The 17285-nt window shown below is 64.1% G+C and carries 12 protein-coding genes; 4 read left to right on the top strand and 8 right to left on the bottom strand.

The window, feature by feature from the left end:
• Window positions 1-21: 21 nt before the first annotated feature.
• Together ACSQ3Z_RS18170 and ACSQ3Z_RS18165 are read right to left on the bottom strand one after the other, a co-directional pair.
• Window positions 22-1026, bottom strand: coding sequence for an ABC transporter permease (locus ACSQ3Z_RS18170; RefSeq protein WP_436172693.1), 1005 nt, complete (start codon window positions 1024-1026; stop codon window positions 22-24).
• 40 nt (window positions 1027-1066) lie between these two features.
• Window positions 1067-2545 (bottom strand): sugar ABC transporter ATP-binding protein, encoded by a 1479-nt coding sequence (locus tag ACSQ3Z_RS18165; RefSeq protein ID WP_436172692.1) that lies wholly within the window; start codon window positions 2543-2545, stop codon window positions 1067-1069.
• 258 nt (window positions 2546-2803) lie between these two features.
• Between ACSQ3Z_RS18165 and ACSQ3Z_RS18160 the strand changes: the two genes are divergently transcribed.
• The 3 genes from ACSQ3Z_RS18160 (at window position 2804) to ACSQ3Z_RS18150 (ending at window position 7294) form a co-directional block, all read left to right on the top strand.
• Entirely contained in the window at window positions 2804-4228 is a 1425-nt protein-coding gene (locus ACSQ3Z_RS18160) for an FAD-binding oxidoreductase (RefSeq protein WP_436172691.1), read from the top strand.
• Between the two features lie 149 nt (window positions 4229-4377).
• On the top strand, window positions 4378-4590 hold the full coding sequence (locus ACSQ3Z_RS18155; RefSeq protein ID WP_436172690.1) for a hypothetical protein: 213 nt from the start codon (window positions 4378-4380) through the stop codon (window positions 4588-4590).
• A 154-nt stretch (window positions 4591-4744) separates the two neighbouring features.
• Window positions 4745-7294 (top strand): caspase family protein, encoded by a 2550-nt coding sequence (locus ACSQ3Z_RS18150; RefSeq protein WP_436172689.1) that lies wholly within the window; start codon window positions 4745-4747, stop codon window positions 7292-7294.
• A gap of 518 nt (window positions 7295-7812) precedes the next feature.
• Here the strand turns inward: ACSQ3Z_RS18150 and ACSQ3Z_RS18145 are convergent.
• Window positions 7813-8394, bottom strand: coding sequence for a DUF6931 family protein (locus ACSQ3Z_RS18145; RefSeq protein WP_436172688.1), 582 nt, complete (start codon window positions 8392-8394; stop codon window positions 7813-7815).
• A gap of 182 nt (window positions 8395-8576) precedes the next feature.
• Between ACSQ3Z_RS18145 and ACSQ3Z_RS18140 the strand changes: the two genes are divergently transcribed.
• Window positions 8577-9113 (top strand): OmpA family protein, encoded by a 537-nt coding sequence (locus ACSQ3Z_RS18140; RefSeq protein ID WP_436172687.1) that lies wholly within the window; start codon window positions 8577-8579, stop codon window positions 9111-9113.
• 43 nt (window positions 9114-9156) lie between these two features.
• Here the strand turns inward: ACSQ3Z_RS18140 and ACSQ3Z_RS18135 are convergent, their stop codons facing one another.
• From ACSQ3Z_RS18135 to ACSQ3Z_RS18115, 5 genes are all read right to left on the bottom strand, one after another.
• Window positions 9157-10803: a caspase family protein gene (locus ACSQ3Z_RS18135; protein WP_436172686.1), complete on the bottom strand. Its 1647-nt coding sequence runs from the start codon at window positions 10801-10803 to the stop codon at window positions 9157-9159.
• 211 nt (window positions 10804-11014) lie between these two features.
• Window positions 11015-13375, bottom strand: coding sequence for a M23 family metallopeptidase (locus ACSQ3Z_RS18130; protein ID WP_436172685.1), 2361 nt, complete (start codon window positions 13373-13375; stop codon window positions 11015-11017).
• Window positions 13372-13782 carry a DUF1036 domain-containing protein gene (locus ACSQ3Z_RS18125; protein WP_436172684.1) on the bottom strand — a complete coding sequence of 137 codons (411 nt, stop codon included), beginning with the start codon at window positions 13780-13782 and terminating at the stop codon, window positions 13372-13374. The genes ACSQ3Z_RS18130 and ACSQ3Z_RS18125 overlap by 4 nt, the downstream gene beginning before the upstream one ends.
• Before the next feature lie 165 nt (window positions 13783-13947).
• Window positions 13948-16356, bottom strand: coding sequence for a protein kinase domain-containing protein (locus tag ACSQ3Z_RS18120; RefSeq protein ID WP_436172683.1), 2409 nt, complete (start codon window positions 16354-16356; stop codon window positions 13948-13950).
• The gene (locus ACSQ3Z_RS18115) at window positions 16356-17135 is read right to left on the bottom strand and encodes a PP2C family protein-serine/threonine phosphatase (RefSeq protein ID WP_436172682.1); all 780 of its coding nucleotides are present in this window, start codon (window positions 17133-17135) and stop codon (window positions 16356-16358) included. Before ACSQ3Z_RS18115 ends, ACSQ3Z_RS18120 begins: the two co-directional genes overlap by 1 nt.
• Between the last annotated feature and the right edge of the window lie 150 nt (window positions 17136-17285).

The following is a 17285-nucleotide window of genomic DNA, read 5'->3' as shown; positions in this document are numbered from 1 at the left end:
ATCCGCTTTGGGTCCAATGCTCTAAGCCCCGTAGTTCCTCTTCTGGTCGAGCATCACGGCGCCAACGATCAGGGCGCCCTTGAGCACTTGCTGGTAGTAGGATTGGATACCCATGAGATCGAGGCCGTTGTTCATGACGCCGATGATCAGCGCCCCGATCAATGTGCCGGTGACGCGGCCGACGCCTCCGGAGAGACTGGTTCCGCCGATCACCACCGCCGCGATCGCGTCCAGTTCATAGGCGATGCCGGCCTGGGGAAGTGCTGAACCGGTGCGCGCGCTGAGCAGCATTCCGGCGAAACCGGCAAGCCCGCCGGAGATGACATAGACGACGAACTGGATGCGAGTGATGTTGATGCCCGAGGTCCTCGCCGCATGCGGGTTGCCGCCGACGGCATAGATGTAGCGGCCGAAACGGGTCCGGTTCAGGATCCACCACGAGACGGCGAACACGATCGCGAGAATGATGACCGGCGCGGGTATGCCGAAGACGTCGCCCGTGCCGATCCAGCGGAAGGCCGGCGTCAGCGCGGGGACGGGACGGCCTCCGCCGTAGATCAGGGTCAGCCCGCGCGCCGCCGAGAGCATGCCCAGCGTCGTGACGAAGGCCGGCACTGAAAAGCGCGACACGATCAAGCCGGAGACGGCGCCGCAGGCAATGCCGACCAGCAGGCCGATGCCGAGCCCCAGGGCGACGGGATAGGGGGCGCCGGAAATTCCGGCGGTCGCGGAGCTGGTGACGAAACTGGCGCTGACGATGCCGGCAAGCGCGACAACCGAGCCGACCGAGAGATCGATGCCGCGGGTGAGGATGACGAAGGTCACGCCGATGGCGAGGACACCGTTGATCGAGGTCTGCAGCAGCACGTTCGAGATGTTGCCGGCGGTCAGGAAGAACTCGTTCGAGACCGACAGAACCGCTACCAGGATCAGGAAGGCGAGGAAGATGCCGTATTCCTGGAGCAACAGCCGGCGCTGCTCGGAACCCAGCCAGCCCTTCGCTTTCTTGTCGTCGCCAACCGACATTACTGACTCCTCTGCCATTGAGCGAACGCCCTGTCCCGGTTCAGGTTGATAGGTGGACGAGTGATTGGGCATCCGTTTCCTCCCGGCTGAAGATTCCGGCGCTCCTGCCGGCCCGCATCACCATGATCCGGTCCGACATGCCGAGAACTTCGTCTATTTCAGACGAGATCATCACCACCGTGCCGCCGGCGGCGGCGAAGTCGCTGATGATCCGATAGATTTCACGCTTGGCGCCGACGTCGACGCCGCGGGTCGGCTCATCCAGCAGCAGGACTTTCGGGTTGCGCAGGAACCATTTGCCGAGCACCACCTTCTGCTGGTTGCCTCCCGAAAGACCGGAGACCGGCATGGTGTCGCGCGCCGCCTTGATCTGGAACTGCTCGCGCATGTCGCGGCTTGCCCGCGCCTCCCGAGCCCGGTCCATGGCAAAGGCCGGGCTCATTTCGGGCAGGCTCGCCATGCAGATGTTGGCGCGCACGGAATCGGAGAGATTGAGACCGGTCAGCTTGCGATCCTCGGTGACCAGCGCCAGGCCAAGCGCCATGGCGTCCGCCGGCTTTGAGATGGTGACCTCGGCGCCGTCGACCGCAACTCGTCCCGCCGACGGTTTGTCGAGCCCGAACAGGCAGTTGAAGATTTCCGTTCGCCCGGCGCCCATCAGGCCGTAAATGCCGAAGATCTCGCCTTTCCGGACCGAGAAGGAGATGTCCTCGATCTCGTTCGGGCAAGAGAGCGAGACAACCTCGATGCCGGTTTCCGGCGTCGGCGCGTTGGTCTTGACGTACTCCTCCGACAGCTCGCGTCCGACGATCATGCGGATGAGGCCGGGCCGGTCGATGTCCACTAGCGCGCCGCTGCCGACATAGGCGCCGTCGCGGAAGACCGTGTAGGAATCGGCGATCTGGAAAATCTCCGACAGGCGGTGGGAAACATAGACGATGCCGCGGCCTTGCGCCTGCAGGCGGCGGATCGCGTCGAAGAGGTGCCGGGCCTCGCGCTCGCCGATCGCCGACGTCGGCTCATCCATGAAGATGACCTCCGCGTCGTGACTGAGCGCCTTGGCGATCTCGACCAGCTGCATCTGCGCGACCGAGAGGTTCATCATGTAGCTTGTGGCGCGAATATCGAATTCGAGATCGTCCAGCAGCTTTTGCGCGGACCGGTTCATGGCGCGAAAATCGATGCCGCCGAACCGCGCCTTGGGCTCGCGGCCGAGATAGATGTTTTCGGCGACCGTCATGTGGGGAACGGGGCTGAGTTCTTGTTCGATGATGGCAATGCCCGAGGCGAGTGCGTCGGCCGGGCTTGTGAATTCCACCTCCTTGCCGCGACGGCGGATTGCGCCGGCATCGCGTTTGAAGATGCCCATCAGTATCTTGAGGAAGGTCGACTTGCCGGCGCCGTTGCCGCCGCAGAGCGCATGAACCGTGCCGGCCCGAAGCTGAAAGCGGCCGTCGCGCAAGGCTGCGACGCCACCAAAGGACTTTTTCAGCCCCTCCACCTCGAGCAAAAGCTCCACGTCGTTCTCCTCCCAGGCATTCGGCAACCCCTTTTGGGGGGGCGATCGACACCAGAGCTCCCCGTCTCATATGCCAATGCTGACAATAGTCAGTTGATGGTCGACAAATGTCAAGTAAATGATTTTACGATGCCCGGATTGACGGCTTTCCGCCGTGCGTCCAACCTCATTGGCAAGCGTTTTTCATGCAGCACAGACCGAGGCCCCGCCTCCAGGCAGGACGCCGGGAACAGGCTTCTTCCAGGACATCCAGACTCTATGACACGACCGGTGGAACAGCTTCTTTCCCAGCTCCATGCGCGGTTCGACACCGCTTCGGTCCTGGTCGGCAATGCGGTCGATCCGCGTTACAGCGACGACCTTTCCGGAAAGAATGGCGTGCGCCCGGAACTCGTCCTGCGTCCGCGCACCACGGCAGAGGTGGCTGAGATGCTGCGGCTCTGCAACGGCATCGGACAGCGGCTTGTCGTCCATGGCGGCCGCACCGGCCTGGCTGGCGCGGCGCGCGTCGAGCCGGGCGAGGCGGTGCTGTCGCTGGAGCGGATGACCGCGATCGAGGCGCCCGACCGCGAGGCGGCCACGATCGTCGCCGAAGCCGGCGTGCCGCTGCAGGTGGTTCAGGACGCGGCCGATATGGCCGGCCTGCTGTTCGGCGTCGATATCGGGGCGCGGGGCACGGCTACCGTCGGCGGCAATGTCGCCACCAATGCCGGCGGTATTCGCGTGCTGCGCTACGGCATGTATCGCGCGCAGGTGCTGGGTCTGGAAGCGGTGCTGGCGGACGGCTCTATCCTGACCTCGCTCAAGGGCCTGCCCAAGGACAATTCCGGCTACGATCTCAACCAGCTCTTCATCGGCAGCGAAGGCACGCTGGGCGTGGTCACGCGCGCCTGCCTGCGGCTGCACCCGAAGCCGGTCACGGAGGTCAACGCCTTCTGCGCGCTGGCCTCGCTCGAAGCGGCAATCGCGCTGCTCGGGCTGCTCAGGCAAAGGCTCGGGCCTTTGCTCTCGGCCTACGAGGTGAACTTTTCGCCACTCTACGGCGCCATGGTCGCCGGCATGCAGGCGCCGGCGCCGCTGCCAGTCGGTTCGCCCGTCTATGTGCTGGCCGAAATACAGGGCACCGAGCCCGACCGGGACGGCGAGCGGTTCGCCGCGGTGTTGATGCAGGCCGTCGAGGAGGGCGTGATCGACGACGTGGTCGTCTCGCAGTCTCCGCGCGAGTTCCGTGCGCTGTGGGACGTGCGAGAAGACGCCAACCGTTTCCTGTTTTCGATCGAGGGCCTGGTCGGCGTCGACATCAGCATCCCGCTGTCGCGGATGTCAGCTTTCCTTCGAGAGGCGGAAGCCGCGATCCGCACCGTCGACCGCAATGCCGAGATCTATGTCTTCGGCCATCTTGGCGACGGCAATCTCCACTATCAGGTGCAGACCAGCGAGCCGGCATTGGCCTATGATATCGTCTATCGGGGCGTGGCCGCCGGCGGCGGCTCCGTCTCGGCCGAACACGGCATCGGCCTCGACAAGAAGAAGTGGCTGCACCTGGTGCGCAGCGAGGCCGAGATCGCCGCCATGCGGCGCCTGAAGGCGGCCTTCGACCCGAACAACATCCTCAATCCCGGGCGCATCTTTGACACCGCGCCCGGGGTTTCTGACCTCCCGGCAGATCGAGCATCAGCTTGAAAATGCGGTCCATCACTGCCGGTCGCGCATGCCGCGAGCTTGTGGATGCGCTGCGCAGGTGCTTTTGTGCGTCACGCAGGTGGGGAAGGGGCAATCATGGGGCGGGGATCTGACCGGCAGCCGGAGAATACTGCTCGGGCATATCTTCAATGAGGACGGGGGCCGGCCTCCCGGCGAGGCATCGCCTCGTGCTGGCGGTGGCCCGGCTGGTGTTCACCATTCGCCACCCGGACTTCCTGCGGCGGCCGCACAAGGGCATTGCCCGGCTCTATGCCGACGCGTTGCGCTCCAAATGCATGAAGGACGGCGCCGGTGCGCTCGAATCCGTCGACATCATTGCGGACAGCCCGGCTCTGAGCTAATTTAGAGCCTGATCAGACGAGGAATGTGCCCGCTGTCGCGACGGCTTTTCTCTCTCTTTTCCTGTCTCGGCAGATTGTGACCTTTTTAACAGACCTCGATACCGCAAGCTGCGTTCTTGTGGTCTCCGGGTAAATAGCAGTTAAGGGATCTGCCATGCTCCGATGCTGCGCGTTCATTGCAGCCTTGATCCTCGCGGGCTTCACGGCGTTCGAAGCTTGCGCCGATCGAAGGGTTGCCTTTGTCATCGGCAATTCCGACTACCGGGATATTCCGGCGCTGAAGAACCCGGACAAGGATGCCGAGGACGTATCCAAGACGTTTCGGCTGGCCGGTTTCGAGGTCTTCGTCGCCAAGGATCTTACCAAGCTCCAATTCGAGGAGCAGTTTCGCAACTATCTCTCGGCGGCGGACGGCGCGGATCTGTCGGTCGTCTACTATTCAGGCCATGGCTTTCAGGTCGGTGGCGAAAATTTCCTGATCCCGGTCGATGCCTCGTTGAAAAAGGCGGCGGACATCGAGGTCCAGGCCATCAAGCTCAACGATGTGCTGGAGCAGTTGCGTTCGAAGTCGAAGATCCAGGTGATCATCCTCGATGCCTGCCGCAACAATCCGTTTCCGCGCAAGGACTACTGGCTGCGAGACCAGCTTCTCACCGCAGGCAATACCGGCCTTGCGCAGGTGCGAAGCTCGCTGAACACCTTGATTGCCTTTGCCACCGAGCCCGGGGCGGTCGCCTATGACGGCACCGGCGACCTCAGCCCGTTTTCGGCGGCGTTCTCGCGTCGCGCGCTCGCGCCGAACCAGGAGATTCGCACGGTCATGGCGGCGGTGCGCCGGGATGTGGTCGAAGCCACGAAAGGCCTGCAGGTTCCTTGGGAAAACTCGTCGCTGATCGACGAGGTCGTGTTCATGCGCCGCAGCAACCGCCCATCGCTGCCGCCGGTGCTGGAGAAGGTCGTGCTGTCGGGGGTCGGCCCGGTCGATCTCGGCCTGCCGGAACCAGTCGATGTCGACGGCGGAACGATCACCGTGAGTATCGAGAGACCACCCGCGCTCGGGCGCCTGATGCTGGACGGCAAGCCTGTCGAGGCGGGCGAGCCAATCCAGGGCAGGGACCTGCCACGCCTGAAGATGGATGTCCCCAAGGGTGTCGCCGCGCAGGACGAGGTGGACATGCTGGCCTATGCCACGCATGACAATTGGGGCGGCCAGGCCCAGGGCATACTGGTGTTCCGCGTCAAAAGCGGCGAAGGCGCCGAGGGCCAGCAGGTCATGGCCTCACTCGAGGCCGAGCAAAAGCAGCAGGTGCTGGAGCGCGGCATTCATATCACCGGTGCGGCCGAAGCGATCGAAAACCGCGACATCGATGTTCCCGTCGGCGTGGGCCCGGTGGCGCTGAAACTGGATTTCCCTACCGACGATCCGGCGGTCAGCCTGAAGGTTTCGGGATATCCGGCAACGGGAACGCTCTCGCTGCCGGATCGAACCCTGTCGCCCGAATCGAGCCTCATGGCCGGTGAAGTCGACCGGCTTCGCTACGAGCCCCAGATCGGCGCCGGCGCGCCGGTCACGGTCGGCTTCGAGATCCGGGCGGACAGCAGCTCGTCCAAGCCCGCCACGATGAAACTGTCGCCGTCGGTCGACCCCTGCGATACGGCCGCCGGAGAACCGCTCGACCTGCAAGGCGTCGTCCCCGGCCTGCTGCCGAATGAAATCGGCGCCAAGGCGGTGGAGGTCTGCGAGGCCGCGGTGAAGGCTTATCCGGATGTGCCGCGCTTCCGCTACGAACTGGGGCGCGCGCTGCTTGCGGCCGGCAAGATCGAGGAAGCGAAGTCAGCCATCGAGCAGGCCGCCAAGAAGGGACATGTCCGCGCCGTGTTCGAACTCGGCTACATGTATGCGACCGGAACCGGAATGGCCATCGACCGCACGCAAGCCAATGCCCTCTACAAGGCGGCGGCCGACAAGGGCGATCCCTACGGCATGACGTCCTGGGGCCGCGCCCTGTTCAACGGCTATGGAGTCAAGCCCGATACGGCCAAGGGCCTGGATCTGCTGCTCAAGGCGGCGGCGATGGGCCACACCTATGCCATGAACGATCTCGCCGCGATCTTCACCGAGGGCCGCAACGGCGTGACCGCCGATGCGGCTCGTGCCGTTGCCTTCCTGGAGGCCGGCGTGCAGCGGCAGGACATGTATTCGATGAACCTGCTCGGTCGCAACTATCTCAGCGGCCAGGGCGTGGAGAAAGACCCGAAGCAGGCGCAGGCGCTTTTCCAGAAGGCGATCGAGCTTGGCCAACCCTACGCTCCGGGCAGCCTTGCGCGCATGTACCGGGATGGTGTCGGCGTGGAGCAGGATCTCGCCGAAGCGCAAAGACTGTTCGAGCTGGCAACCGCGCGCGGCGACCAGTCCAGTGCCTATGACCGCGCGGCCCTCGAAATGCAGAAAGGCGACACGGCCGATCAGGCCGTTGCCGTGCGTTTCCTTGCATTCGCGGTCGCGCTCGATCTGCGCAAGGAGTTGCCGGACGCCCCGAAGGTACTGGCGCAGTTCGGAGAGAAGCCGAAAACGGCGGCGTTGAAAGAGCTACGCCAGGAGCTCAAGTCGAAAATTCCCGCGTCCGGTTCGCTGGACGCACAACTGGTCAAGGCGGCCAGGCGAGTCTGGGAAGAAGCCAATCCGCGTCGGGACGTGTTTTGATCAACTGGGAGGCAATGGTGGGCAGGACATCGAAGCAAGCATTCATCGGAACAATTCTGTCCGGCCTTGTGGCGGGGCTCATGGGCTGCACGTCCTTGCCTCTCCAGCTTGAACCGACGCCACTTGTGGCGAAGCCCCAGCCGAAGGCCGTTCGCACGGCGCCGCCGCGAAACGTCGTCAAGAAGAAGGTTACCGTCAAGAAAGTGGTCAAGCCGGTTGAGGAGTCACAGCCGGTTGAGGAAAATCCTGTAAAGCCGCCCATTATTCCCCGTCCGGGTGGAGGTGGAGGTGGTGGCGGTGGCGGTTGGGGATGATTGCAGGCAACCCGTATCTCAGCGCTCAAGCTGAGCTGACTTCAGGATCTTTTTCTCAAAATCGCGCTTGAGCGGAATTTTCACGCTTTCACGGCGAAGGCACCTGCCCGCTAAGCGGGTGCAAGTGCTCTATGCTCGCCGCTTGGTGTCGGTATCGAGGCGGTTGTCCTGGGCCGGGCGTTCCATGTTCGAAATCGGGCAGAACTAATACGTAGCCGCCGATTGGTGCAGCGCCTCGATCTCCGCCATCTGGATGCCCATCTCGACAAAGGCGGAGAGAACGGCAAAACGGTCGTCGAGCGCGACGCGCGCCAGTCCGGCCAGAACTCCTGCGTTGACGGCGTGGGCGGCTGGGAAGGGTTGCAGGTCCGATGCCGCCGCCGGGCCCGTGGCCGCCGGGCCGATATCATCCCATCCCGCAGCCAGGGCGATCCAGCCGCCCGGCGTTACCGGCTGCATTGCGGCGGCCGTGCTCACCGCCGCGCGATGGTGAGGACTGTCGGGTTCGCCGACCCGATCGCGAACCAATGCGAGCAGTTCCTGGTCATTCCCGTCCAGCAGTTCGGTCAGATGGCTTAGGCACTCATGCGCCCACCAGAGCGCGGCCCGCTCGGGAAGCAGATAGGCGCAGAACGTGATCGCCTCCTCCGGCACGCGGCCGGCGAGGAGGGCGCGGCAGAACTCGATCGAAGCCTGTTCGGTCGGCGCCGTGCGCATGTCCCTGGCAATAGCGGGACAAGCCATGAAAAGATCCCGTGCCGTTCTGAATCGGAGCCCGTTGGCCATGGCTGCCACGCTTCCACCTTGGGAACATACGCCACTCAAGCGCCGGGCGGGGCGCGGGTCAAGTCTCTCCTTTGGCTAGGTTGCGGCCCGCGAGCCGTGTGCGTTTGTTCACAGACAATCGCCGCAAGATTTGGTATAGTCCGCGGCCGATGAAATCGGATGCTCAGACAGGAGTAACCGCAATGCATTTCGGCAGTTCAGCCCTCGTGTTGGCGGTCGTGGTTTTTGCGACCCACGCCTCCGCTGATCCAACTCAGAAATCGGAAGACATCGTGAAGTTCTTTGCCGGAGCAGGCAAACTCGGCGCGGCGCGCGGCATCTGCGTCGGCACCGAGGAAGAGTGCAGCAGCAAGAGCGAGACGAACAACGCGCCGGCCAAGAAATCCAGCCTCGACATGCTGATCAATTTCGGACTGGATTCCGCTGAGCTCGACGCGACCGCTCGCTCCGAGCTCGACGAGTTCGCCAAGGCGCTGAAAGACAGCCGGCTCAGCACTCTAAGCTTCGTCGTCGAAGGCTACACCGATGCATCCGGCTCGGCCCGATATAATGACGGACTGTCGCAACGAAGGGCACAATCGGTGACCGCCTTCCTGACGTCCAGCGGCGTCGATGTCGCTCGCATCAAGGCGATTGGCTTGGGCGAAAAAAACCCGCGCGCTCCCAATCCCTATGATCCGGCCAACCGGCGGGTGGAGATGCGCATAAGCGCGCAATAGCCAGCGCCGGCGCGTGTCGCGCCGGGCTCCAGAGCCCGGTCCGTCAGTTCTTGTTGAGCACGCCGCCCACCGCCACGCCGGTGCCGAAGATCAGCGCCTTGGTCAGGAAGTCGTTGTTGTTGTTCTCAGGCGGCGGGGAGTCTTCCCGCCCGACCAAGGTATCGCGGTTGGTGCGCTTCCTCTGGACGACCTGCTGTTGTTTCTTGCGGGGCTTCTGTGCCACCGGCTTTTGCGCGCGGGCCTTCTGCACCGACTGCTTTTTCGGCTGAGCCGGACGAGCCTGATCGGCGGCATGTCTGGCGCGCACGGCGTCCATCATCGGATCCGTCTGGATGACCAGGAACGCCAGTTGCTCCTGCGTCAGGAAAGTGGTGGGCGGCAGACCGTTCTTCTCCTGCCAGTCGCCGATCGCCTGCCGGGTCTTGGGCCCGATGTTTCCGTCGACGCGACCAAGTTCGTTGCCCAGCGCTTCGACGCGCAACTGCAGGTCGATGCGACCCTCGCGATCGAGACCGATGGCGCTTTCCGTCACCTCGGAACCGAGCGCCTGCTTCATGTCGTCCGAAATGCCGACCGACGTGCGCACGGCCGAGCCGGAGTTGGCGTTCGCCTCGTCCGTATCGAGCGCCGCGACCTGCCGGTCTTCGGCTTTGGGATCCTTCAATTCATCTATGCTCAGCCGCGCCACGGTGGCGAAGCGGCCACTCGGAAACTGCTCGAGATAGGCTTCGTAGAACGGCACCGAGTTGCGCTTGGAGGCTTCATCCCAGAGGCGCTGCTCGACTTCCCAGGACGGAGGCTCACCAACCACCAGGGCGGGAGCGGTTGCCGCCGCGGCGCCGGCTGCGTCGGTGGCTGGCTTTGCCGCAGGCGCCGCCACGACGGGTTTGCCAATGAAGACCTCGCGCCCCAGCGATGCGTTGTGCCACGGGCGCTGGCGACCCTTGGTGGTCTCGGTCACTTCGCCGCGCACGCGGGTCAGCGCACTCTGGATCTCTATGCCTGGTTCGGTCAGGTGCCTGGCGAGCGCGGTGGAGTAGGGGCTGTTGACGCCGTTGCCGTCGAAGGCGATGGCGCCCGGATCCGTTGCATAGGCAATCAGGATGCCGCCGGTGCCGACGCCTTCCGCTCTTGCTTCGATCGGCGCCAGGCCGGAGCCCAGCGAACGCGACTTCGGCAGCGCGGCAGCCAGCGTCCTGGCGAGCGGGTTGTCGCGGCAGGCATCGAGGATGATGACGCCGACCGCCGGGTCGGACGGCAATGCCGCCATGAACTCGTCGATCTGGACGGTACGGGTCTTGAGATAGGCGGGCGATGTCAGCTCGGCGTCGACCGGAATGAGGAAATTCTTGCCGTCGACCTGCATGCCGTGGCCGGCATAGAAAATGACGGCAAGGTCGGCATCGTAGGATTGCTCGGTGAACCGGCTGATCAGGCTGTGCATGCCCGCATTGTCCTGATCCACCCCCTCGATCACCTCGAAGCCGGCATTGCGCAGGGTCGATGCGATCAGGTGGGCATCGTTGGCGGGATTGGGCAAGGCAACCGCATGGACGTATTTGCTGTTACCGATCACCAGCGCCACGCGTTTGGTGTCGGGCGCGGCAGCATCGGGTGCTGCAGCCTGGGCGCCAAGCGAGGCCAGGACAAACAGGACAATTCCGCTCACAAGGACGGCGAACGCTTTCATGGATCAGCCCTCCGCCCCGCAGGGCGCGCTATTGATGTCTGCGCATGCTAAACTTTCACTAGCGACACAGTCGCTTCTGCCAAAATGGCTCTTGGCCGTATGTGATCTCGACCACAGTTTTGGTTCACAAAGAGCCCGAAAAAAGTTTGTTATTGTAACACTTGGCGGCAGGAACACCAACGATGACGGCGAAACGCAGCAAGGGGCAGGTTCAAAGAGTCTTCTGAATCGAGCCTATGAGGGCCGTGACGGCCTGCTTGTATTTTTCGAACTCCGGCGATGTCTGCCGGATTTCCACGGTGGTCGTCCCCTGGCCTGTTCCGGTCGTCGGCGGGAGCTTGCGTCCCATCTTCCTTTCGGCCCAGTCGACGACGTAACTGGCGGACTTGCCGGTGAGAAACGGGTTGGCCTGGATGACGGCCGACCCGAGCACGGCGCTCAATTGCGACGACCCCGGCGCCGCCAACACCTGATGTGCGCCTTCCATGCCGAGGAAATGGCAGAGATAGAGCCGGCCGGCGGTGATCTGGTGGCCGCGGGCCCTGAGATAGGCTTCGCCTTCGCGCGCCAGGTTGCGCACCATCTCGCGCGAAAGCGTGGCATCGTAGCGCAGCGCGAGCAGGTCGGCGGTCGACAGCGTCCGGGCAAGATCGGGACGGTAGGTGTTCATCATCCTGATCCAGGTCTTCGATATGAACTGGCCGGCGCCAGTTGCCGAAGAGAGCGGGTTCTTGGCGCGCGCACTGCCGCCACTTTCGACATGAACGATACGGTCGGTCAGCGTTTCGACGGCAGGATCGCTCGTTGTTGCGATCGCCGCGGTCACTGTGCCGAGCGGATCGATCGCCTGGCCGTTCTGATAGAGTTCGAAATGCAGATGCGGTCCGGTCGAGAGACCAGTAGTGCCGATATAGCCGATGATGTCGCCGGCCTTCACCTTGGTGCCGACACCGCTCGCGATCGCGAATTTCTGCATATGCGCGTAGCGCGTCTCGCGCCCGTTGCCGTTCGCGATCTTCACCAGATTGCCGTAGCCGCCGCCGTCGCCCTGGAAGGTGATCTCGCCATCGAAGGCGGCGGCGATCGGCGTCCCCACGGGAGCCGCCCAATCGACGCCCTTGTGGATGCGAACCACGCCCAGAATTGGGTGCTTGCGTGGGCCGAAGGTCGACGTCATGACGCCGTTGACCGGCGTGACCATGCCGTTGGTGACCGTCAGCGAGCGCACCTGATCGTCACCGCCGACGCAGGCGAACTGGCCGTCGCTCTGCTGGAAGACGAAGCAGTCGAGGCTTTTTTCCGTACCCTGCACACCGACATACAAGACCCGCCCGTCGGTCTCACTCTTGCCGCGCGGCGTCTGCGAATAGATCAGGACCAGACGCTGGTCCTCGCTGGCGAAGGCATCCAGGTCCTGTCCTCGCGACAGATACATGATCGCTTCGCCGATCACGCCGGTCGGTACCTTGTTGCGCGCGGCCGTCGAATAGATGGCGTCGAGCAGGCGATACTGCCGCTTGTGCGTGCCTTCCTCCTGTGCCCCCGAATAGTTGAACAGATCCTCGCGCACCCAGGGGTCGACACCCGATACGAACGCGCCCGCCGCGCTGCGCGTCAATGTGCCGACAAACACGTTCTTGGCGTAGATCGAAACCTGCATCAGCGACATCGTCGTCGTCTCGCGCGTCGGCCTGAACCCGCGCATGGCGATGACATAGCCCGGTTCCAGGCCTTCGCGGTTGAACAGGTTTTTAAGGGCTTCGCCCGCCTGCCTGGCATCTTCGGCGGAGAAATGCGCATCGAGCGCAACGCTGTCCAGGCTGCGGTCGTTGAGGATCTTCACGAACGTGTCTTCGGTCGCCTCGAAGCGCTGGTACTCGCTGGTAACGGTCGCGACGCTGGTGTTGTTTTCGATCTGGGTCTTCTGGAACGCCGGAAGGGCGGCCTCGCCGGCATCGATCGTTTCGCCCCAGCCGGCTTCGGGATCGTCGGCGTCCGCCTGCGGCTGCGCAGTGGCCGGAGCTTCTCCCGCTGCCGAGGATGGCTGAAGATCGTTCTGCAGGTCGCTGGCTGGTGCGTCACTGGACGGCACGTCGCCTGACGGCGGCGCGGTCTGCCGCTGCGCCTGGAAGAACGCGAAATCCTCCTGCGTCGACGGTATTGTTGTCATGAATTTCTCGCTGGCGCTGAGCATCACGTCCGACAGGATTTCGATCTGCGGAGAGACGCCGGCCTGATCGAGCTCCGCCGGCCGCGCGATCGACTGGGCCTTCGACGAGGTGTCGGCATCGGGGGCAAGGGTGATCCACATCGGGTCCCCGGCAAGATCGATGATGGCCGGCACGTAGACCGACGCGTCGGCCGGCACGTCGTCGGCGCCTTCGACGGCATGCAGTTCCTCGTCCTCGTCGCCGAAGGACCAGTAGTCCGCAGTGAGATAGAAGCCGACGCCCAACGAAATCACCGCAAGAACCGCGAAGCCGGCAGCGAGCCGCAACCACAGCCGTCGCCTGCGAAGCGCCAGGCGTGCCTGCTTCTTTGCCTTGAAGCTGGTGTCGAGGCTGTGCGTCACGGATTGCTTCCGGTCAGGAAAAACGTCCACCGCGCCTGTTCGAGCGTGTCGACTTCGAGAAAGCCCGCGGCGATATGGCCGCGCTGCCAGCATTCATCGATGCCGCGGATCGAGAAGCGCCGCCGCTCGATGCACATTTCGGTCGACCCGTTCAGGATCGCGTGACCGAAGACGTCGGTCGCATAGATGTAGACGTAGCGGTTGGTCAGCTCCTCGCGGATGACGTTCACGCACTGGTTCGCGCCGATGGTCCACCAGCCGTCGGTCTGGTCGGCATTGTCGACCTTCTGGCCGACGGCGAGATTGACGACGTCGAGCGTCTGGTTGCAGACGGTGAATTCGGCGCGCGCGGGATTGGATGACAGGACGGCCAGCAGTGCCGCGCCCAGGATCACGGCAAGCTTCATGCGAGCGGTCAGCAGCGCTCTATCTCTTTGTTTTGACGCAATTCCGAACGGAAAACCGCTACGCACTTTTCCTGGAATTGCTCGAACCCAATCACGCTGTTGCTTGGGCGAGGGGGCAGGCGGGAAGGAAGAACGCATGCGGCGGAGTTCCATCGGGCGCCCATGCTACCCGCCGAGCCGGAAATATTTGGCGGTGGCGGAGAATTCTGATCCGCTGGTCTCGATCTCCTCGAGAATCTTGGGCAGCACCACCGAAGCCGGCGTTGGCACGGAGAAGGCCGCCGCCTGGATGTCCTGCGGGCCAGTGATCACCAGGATGATCTGCGGCACGGCCTTGCCGGCCGCCTTGTCGGCGGCGCCGAGGCCGATCGGGATTTTGAAGGTCGCCTTGTCCGACTGCACGACCATACGGTCGTCGAGGTTGAAGGCCATACCCTTGTGGTCGATCAGCAGCACGCTGGAGACCAGGCCGCCATGCGTCACCAGCGTGCCGCCAATCGGCGAGCCGTCCGGCACCGATGTCCGGTCGAGAACGAGTTCCGGCTTGTCGGTGGCGGTCCGGCCTAGAAAGCCCAGGAAACTGGTGATCTCGCACTGGGTCGGTTCGATGAGGCGGACGCTGATGTCAGGTTCGACATGGAACCTCGCCTGGAAGTCTTGCAGCATGCGCTCGAAGGGCTGGACTTCCGTGCCAAATCCCTCGATCGCAGCGGACGTGTCGGTCGCCGCCGTGAGGGTCGCATAGAAACAGTCGCCGCCGCTGAAGTCGCGCACCCAGGTGGCGCGCAGCGCCATCGCGCCGACGGGGGGCGGTGCCGGCGGCGTTTCCGGCTTGGGCACGTTCAGGGCGACATCTGTGTCGTCCGGCTGCCCGGCCGGCGGTGCGGTCGCGGCTTCCGGCTGGCTTGCGTCCGGCTGTGACGTTTGCGCAGTAGCAATAGGCTTCGCGGGCTGGCCCGCCGGTTGCTCGGGCTTCTGGGTCACCACGATGTCCGGCTGCGGCGGAGGTGGTGCTTTCTCGGCCGGTGGGGGCGCTGGAGCGATCTCGGCGGGTGGCGGGGCAGGAGCGGCCTTGGCGGGCGGCGCAACTGTCTCCTGGCTGTCGCCTGTCACGGCCTCCGGCTGGTTTGCCGGCGGCGCCTTTTCGGCGGGCGTTTGTTCGGTTGGCGCTTGCGTCTCGGTTGCCGTCGGCTTCGGGGTTTCCTCGACTGGCGGCAGAGGTTCGGTCGGCTGTGCAGGCTCTGGCTTTTGGCCGGCCGCGGCATCCGCCTGATTTTCAGCAGGCGGCGCCGTTGTCTGCGCTGGTGGCACCGGCTTTGCCGGTTCCGGTACGTTTGCAGCGCTGTCGGACGGGGCTGGTTTTGGTGCCTCCGGCACCGAAAGCGTTGTCTTGCCGGCAGGCGGTGGCGGCGCCGGCGTCAGGATGCCGCTGAGATAGACGCCTGCCCCCGATACCACGGCCAACGCCGCCACGGCGGCGATCCTAAAGGTTAGGGTTTTCGAAGATTTCCCTTGTGCAGCAGGCGCGACCGCGCGCGGGGCGGCCGCCAAAGGCCTCGGTTCGGACAGGTGCGCCGGCCGCACATGCGGAACGAAGCGCTGTCCGCCGGGAGCCGTTGAAGGCTGTTCCTGGGCCTTGGGGCCAGGCGCCAATGTTCCTCCGGCTCGCGGCAGGCGCGGTGCAAACGAGGCCGGCGGCGCCGTTGCTTCGCTATCGGTGTCGTCGCGCGTCATCCTGGCGATTTCCGCCATGCTGGCCGGCCGGTCGCGCGGATCCGGCTGCAGCATCGCTTCGACAATGTCCCTGAAATCGGCATCGATGTCGGAGAGGTCAGGGACGGTGCGGCGCTTTTCCACGATCTCGAACTGGGAGCCGCTCATGTCGATCGGCTTGCCGCGGAGCGCCGCGGCCAGCACTAGTCCCAGGCTGTAGATATCGGACTGCTCGCTGACATCGCCGCTGTAGAGGCCAAGCTGCTCGGGCGAAACGTAATTGTACTTTCCCGCGAACTTTCCGCCGATCAGCGTCTCGCCGCCCACGGTGGCCGAGCGCGCGATGCCGAAATCGATGATCTTGGCGCGGTCGACCCGGCCGCCCGGCAGGATGATGTTATCGGGAGAGAGATCGCGGTGTATGGCTCCGGCCTGATGCACCGCGCTCAGGCCGGAGGCGAGGCGATGGCAGAGCTTGCGCACGTCCTGCAGCGCCATGGCGCCGCGCCGCATGACGTCGAACAGCGATTCACCGTCGACGAACTCCATGGCGAGGTAGGGACGGCCGATGCCTGGATCGATGGTGAAGACGTGATAGCGAACGACCGCGTCATGCGACAGGTGATTGAGGATCGACGCTTCCTTCTTGAAAAGGGACAGGATCGTCTGGTCGCGGGCGAACTCGGGCAAGACAATCTTGATCGCGACATGGTCGCCGGTCTGGATGTTGTGGCCACGGTAGACCTCGCCCATGCCGCCGAATGCAATGCGCTCGTCGAGTTCGTAGATGCCGCTGAGCTGCGTGCCCACGCCGGTGCTGGCCAGGTTCGGCGAGATTCGCGTCTTGTCGTCGGGGCTCATCAGCCTCTATTCCCCGCTCTGGACCGGTCCGGATGCAACGTCTGCCCGTTGCGCGCATCTCCGATCTTCACCAGCACGATGGTGACATTATCCGTTCCGCCGCGCGCCAGCACCGTTTGAAGCAGGCTTTCGCATGCCGCGCGCGGTTTTGCCGACACCGCCGCAGCCTCGATCTCGGCGTCGGAGACATGCGCGGTCAACCCATCGGTGCCCAGCACGAAAATGTCGCCCGGCATGAGCTCGCCCTGCTGGAAATCGATGACGACATCATCGCTGACACCGACCGCATGGGTGATGACATTGCGGCGCGGCCAGGTCAGCGCTTCGGCCTCGCTGATGACGCCGCGGTCGAGAAGCTCCTGAACCTCGGTATGGTCCCTCGAAACCTGCGAGATCGACGCGTTGCGGATCAAATAGATACGGCTGTCGCCTGCCCACAGGCAGGCAAAGCGTCCATCCATCGCCAGAAGGGCGGCGAAGGTCGAACCGATGGTTATGCCGCGCGTTCGCGATATCCCGCGGATTTCGGCATTGGCCCGGCTCAGCCTGTCCTCGAAGCGTGCACGAAGATCCGGTGCGGAACTTGCTATACCGATCGTTGCCAGATGATCGACGATGCTGGCCGAAGCGACCTCTCCGGCCTCGTGTCCACCCATGCCGTCGGCCACCACCCAGAGGCCGGTTTGCGGCTCGACCAGATAGTTGTCCTCATTGTGCTCGCGCACACAGCCCTTGTGACTGACGCCGAAGCTTTCAAAGGGAAGGGCGACATTGTTCAATTTGCCACCAAGCGCTTCTCAAGCGTCCTCTGTGGCGCACCGTCGGGCGCTCGCGCGCGCCAGTCTGCCACAAGCGTGAACATTAGAGTATCGAAATCAAGGCACGGAGGTCCGTGGACCGGGCAGGGTATCGTCACAAGCTGAAAGGTC

The organism is Mesorhizobium sp. LjNodule214, from assembly GCF_964252735.1.
In the GTDB taxonomy this organism is placed as follows: domain Bacteria; phylum Pseudomonadota; class Alphaproteobacteria; order Rhizobiales; family Rhizobiaceae; genus Mesorhizobium.
This window is presented reverse-complemented; position numbering and strand designations above follow the sequence as displayed.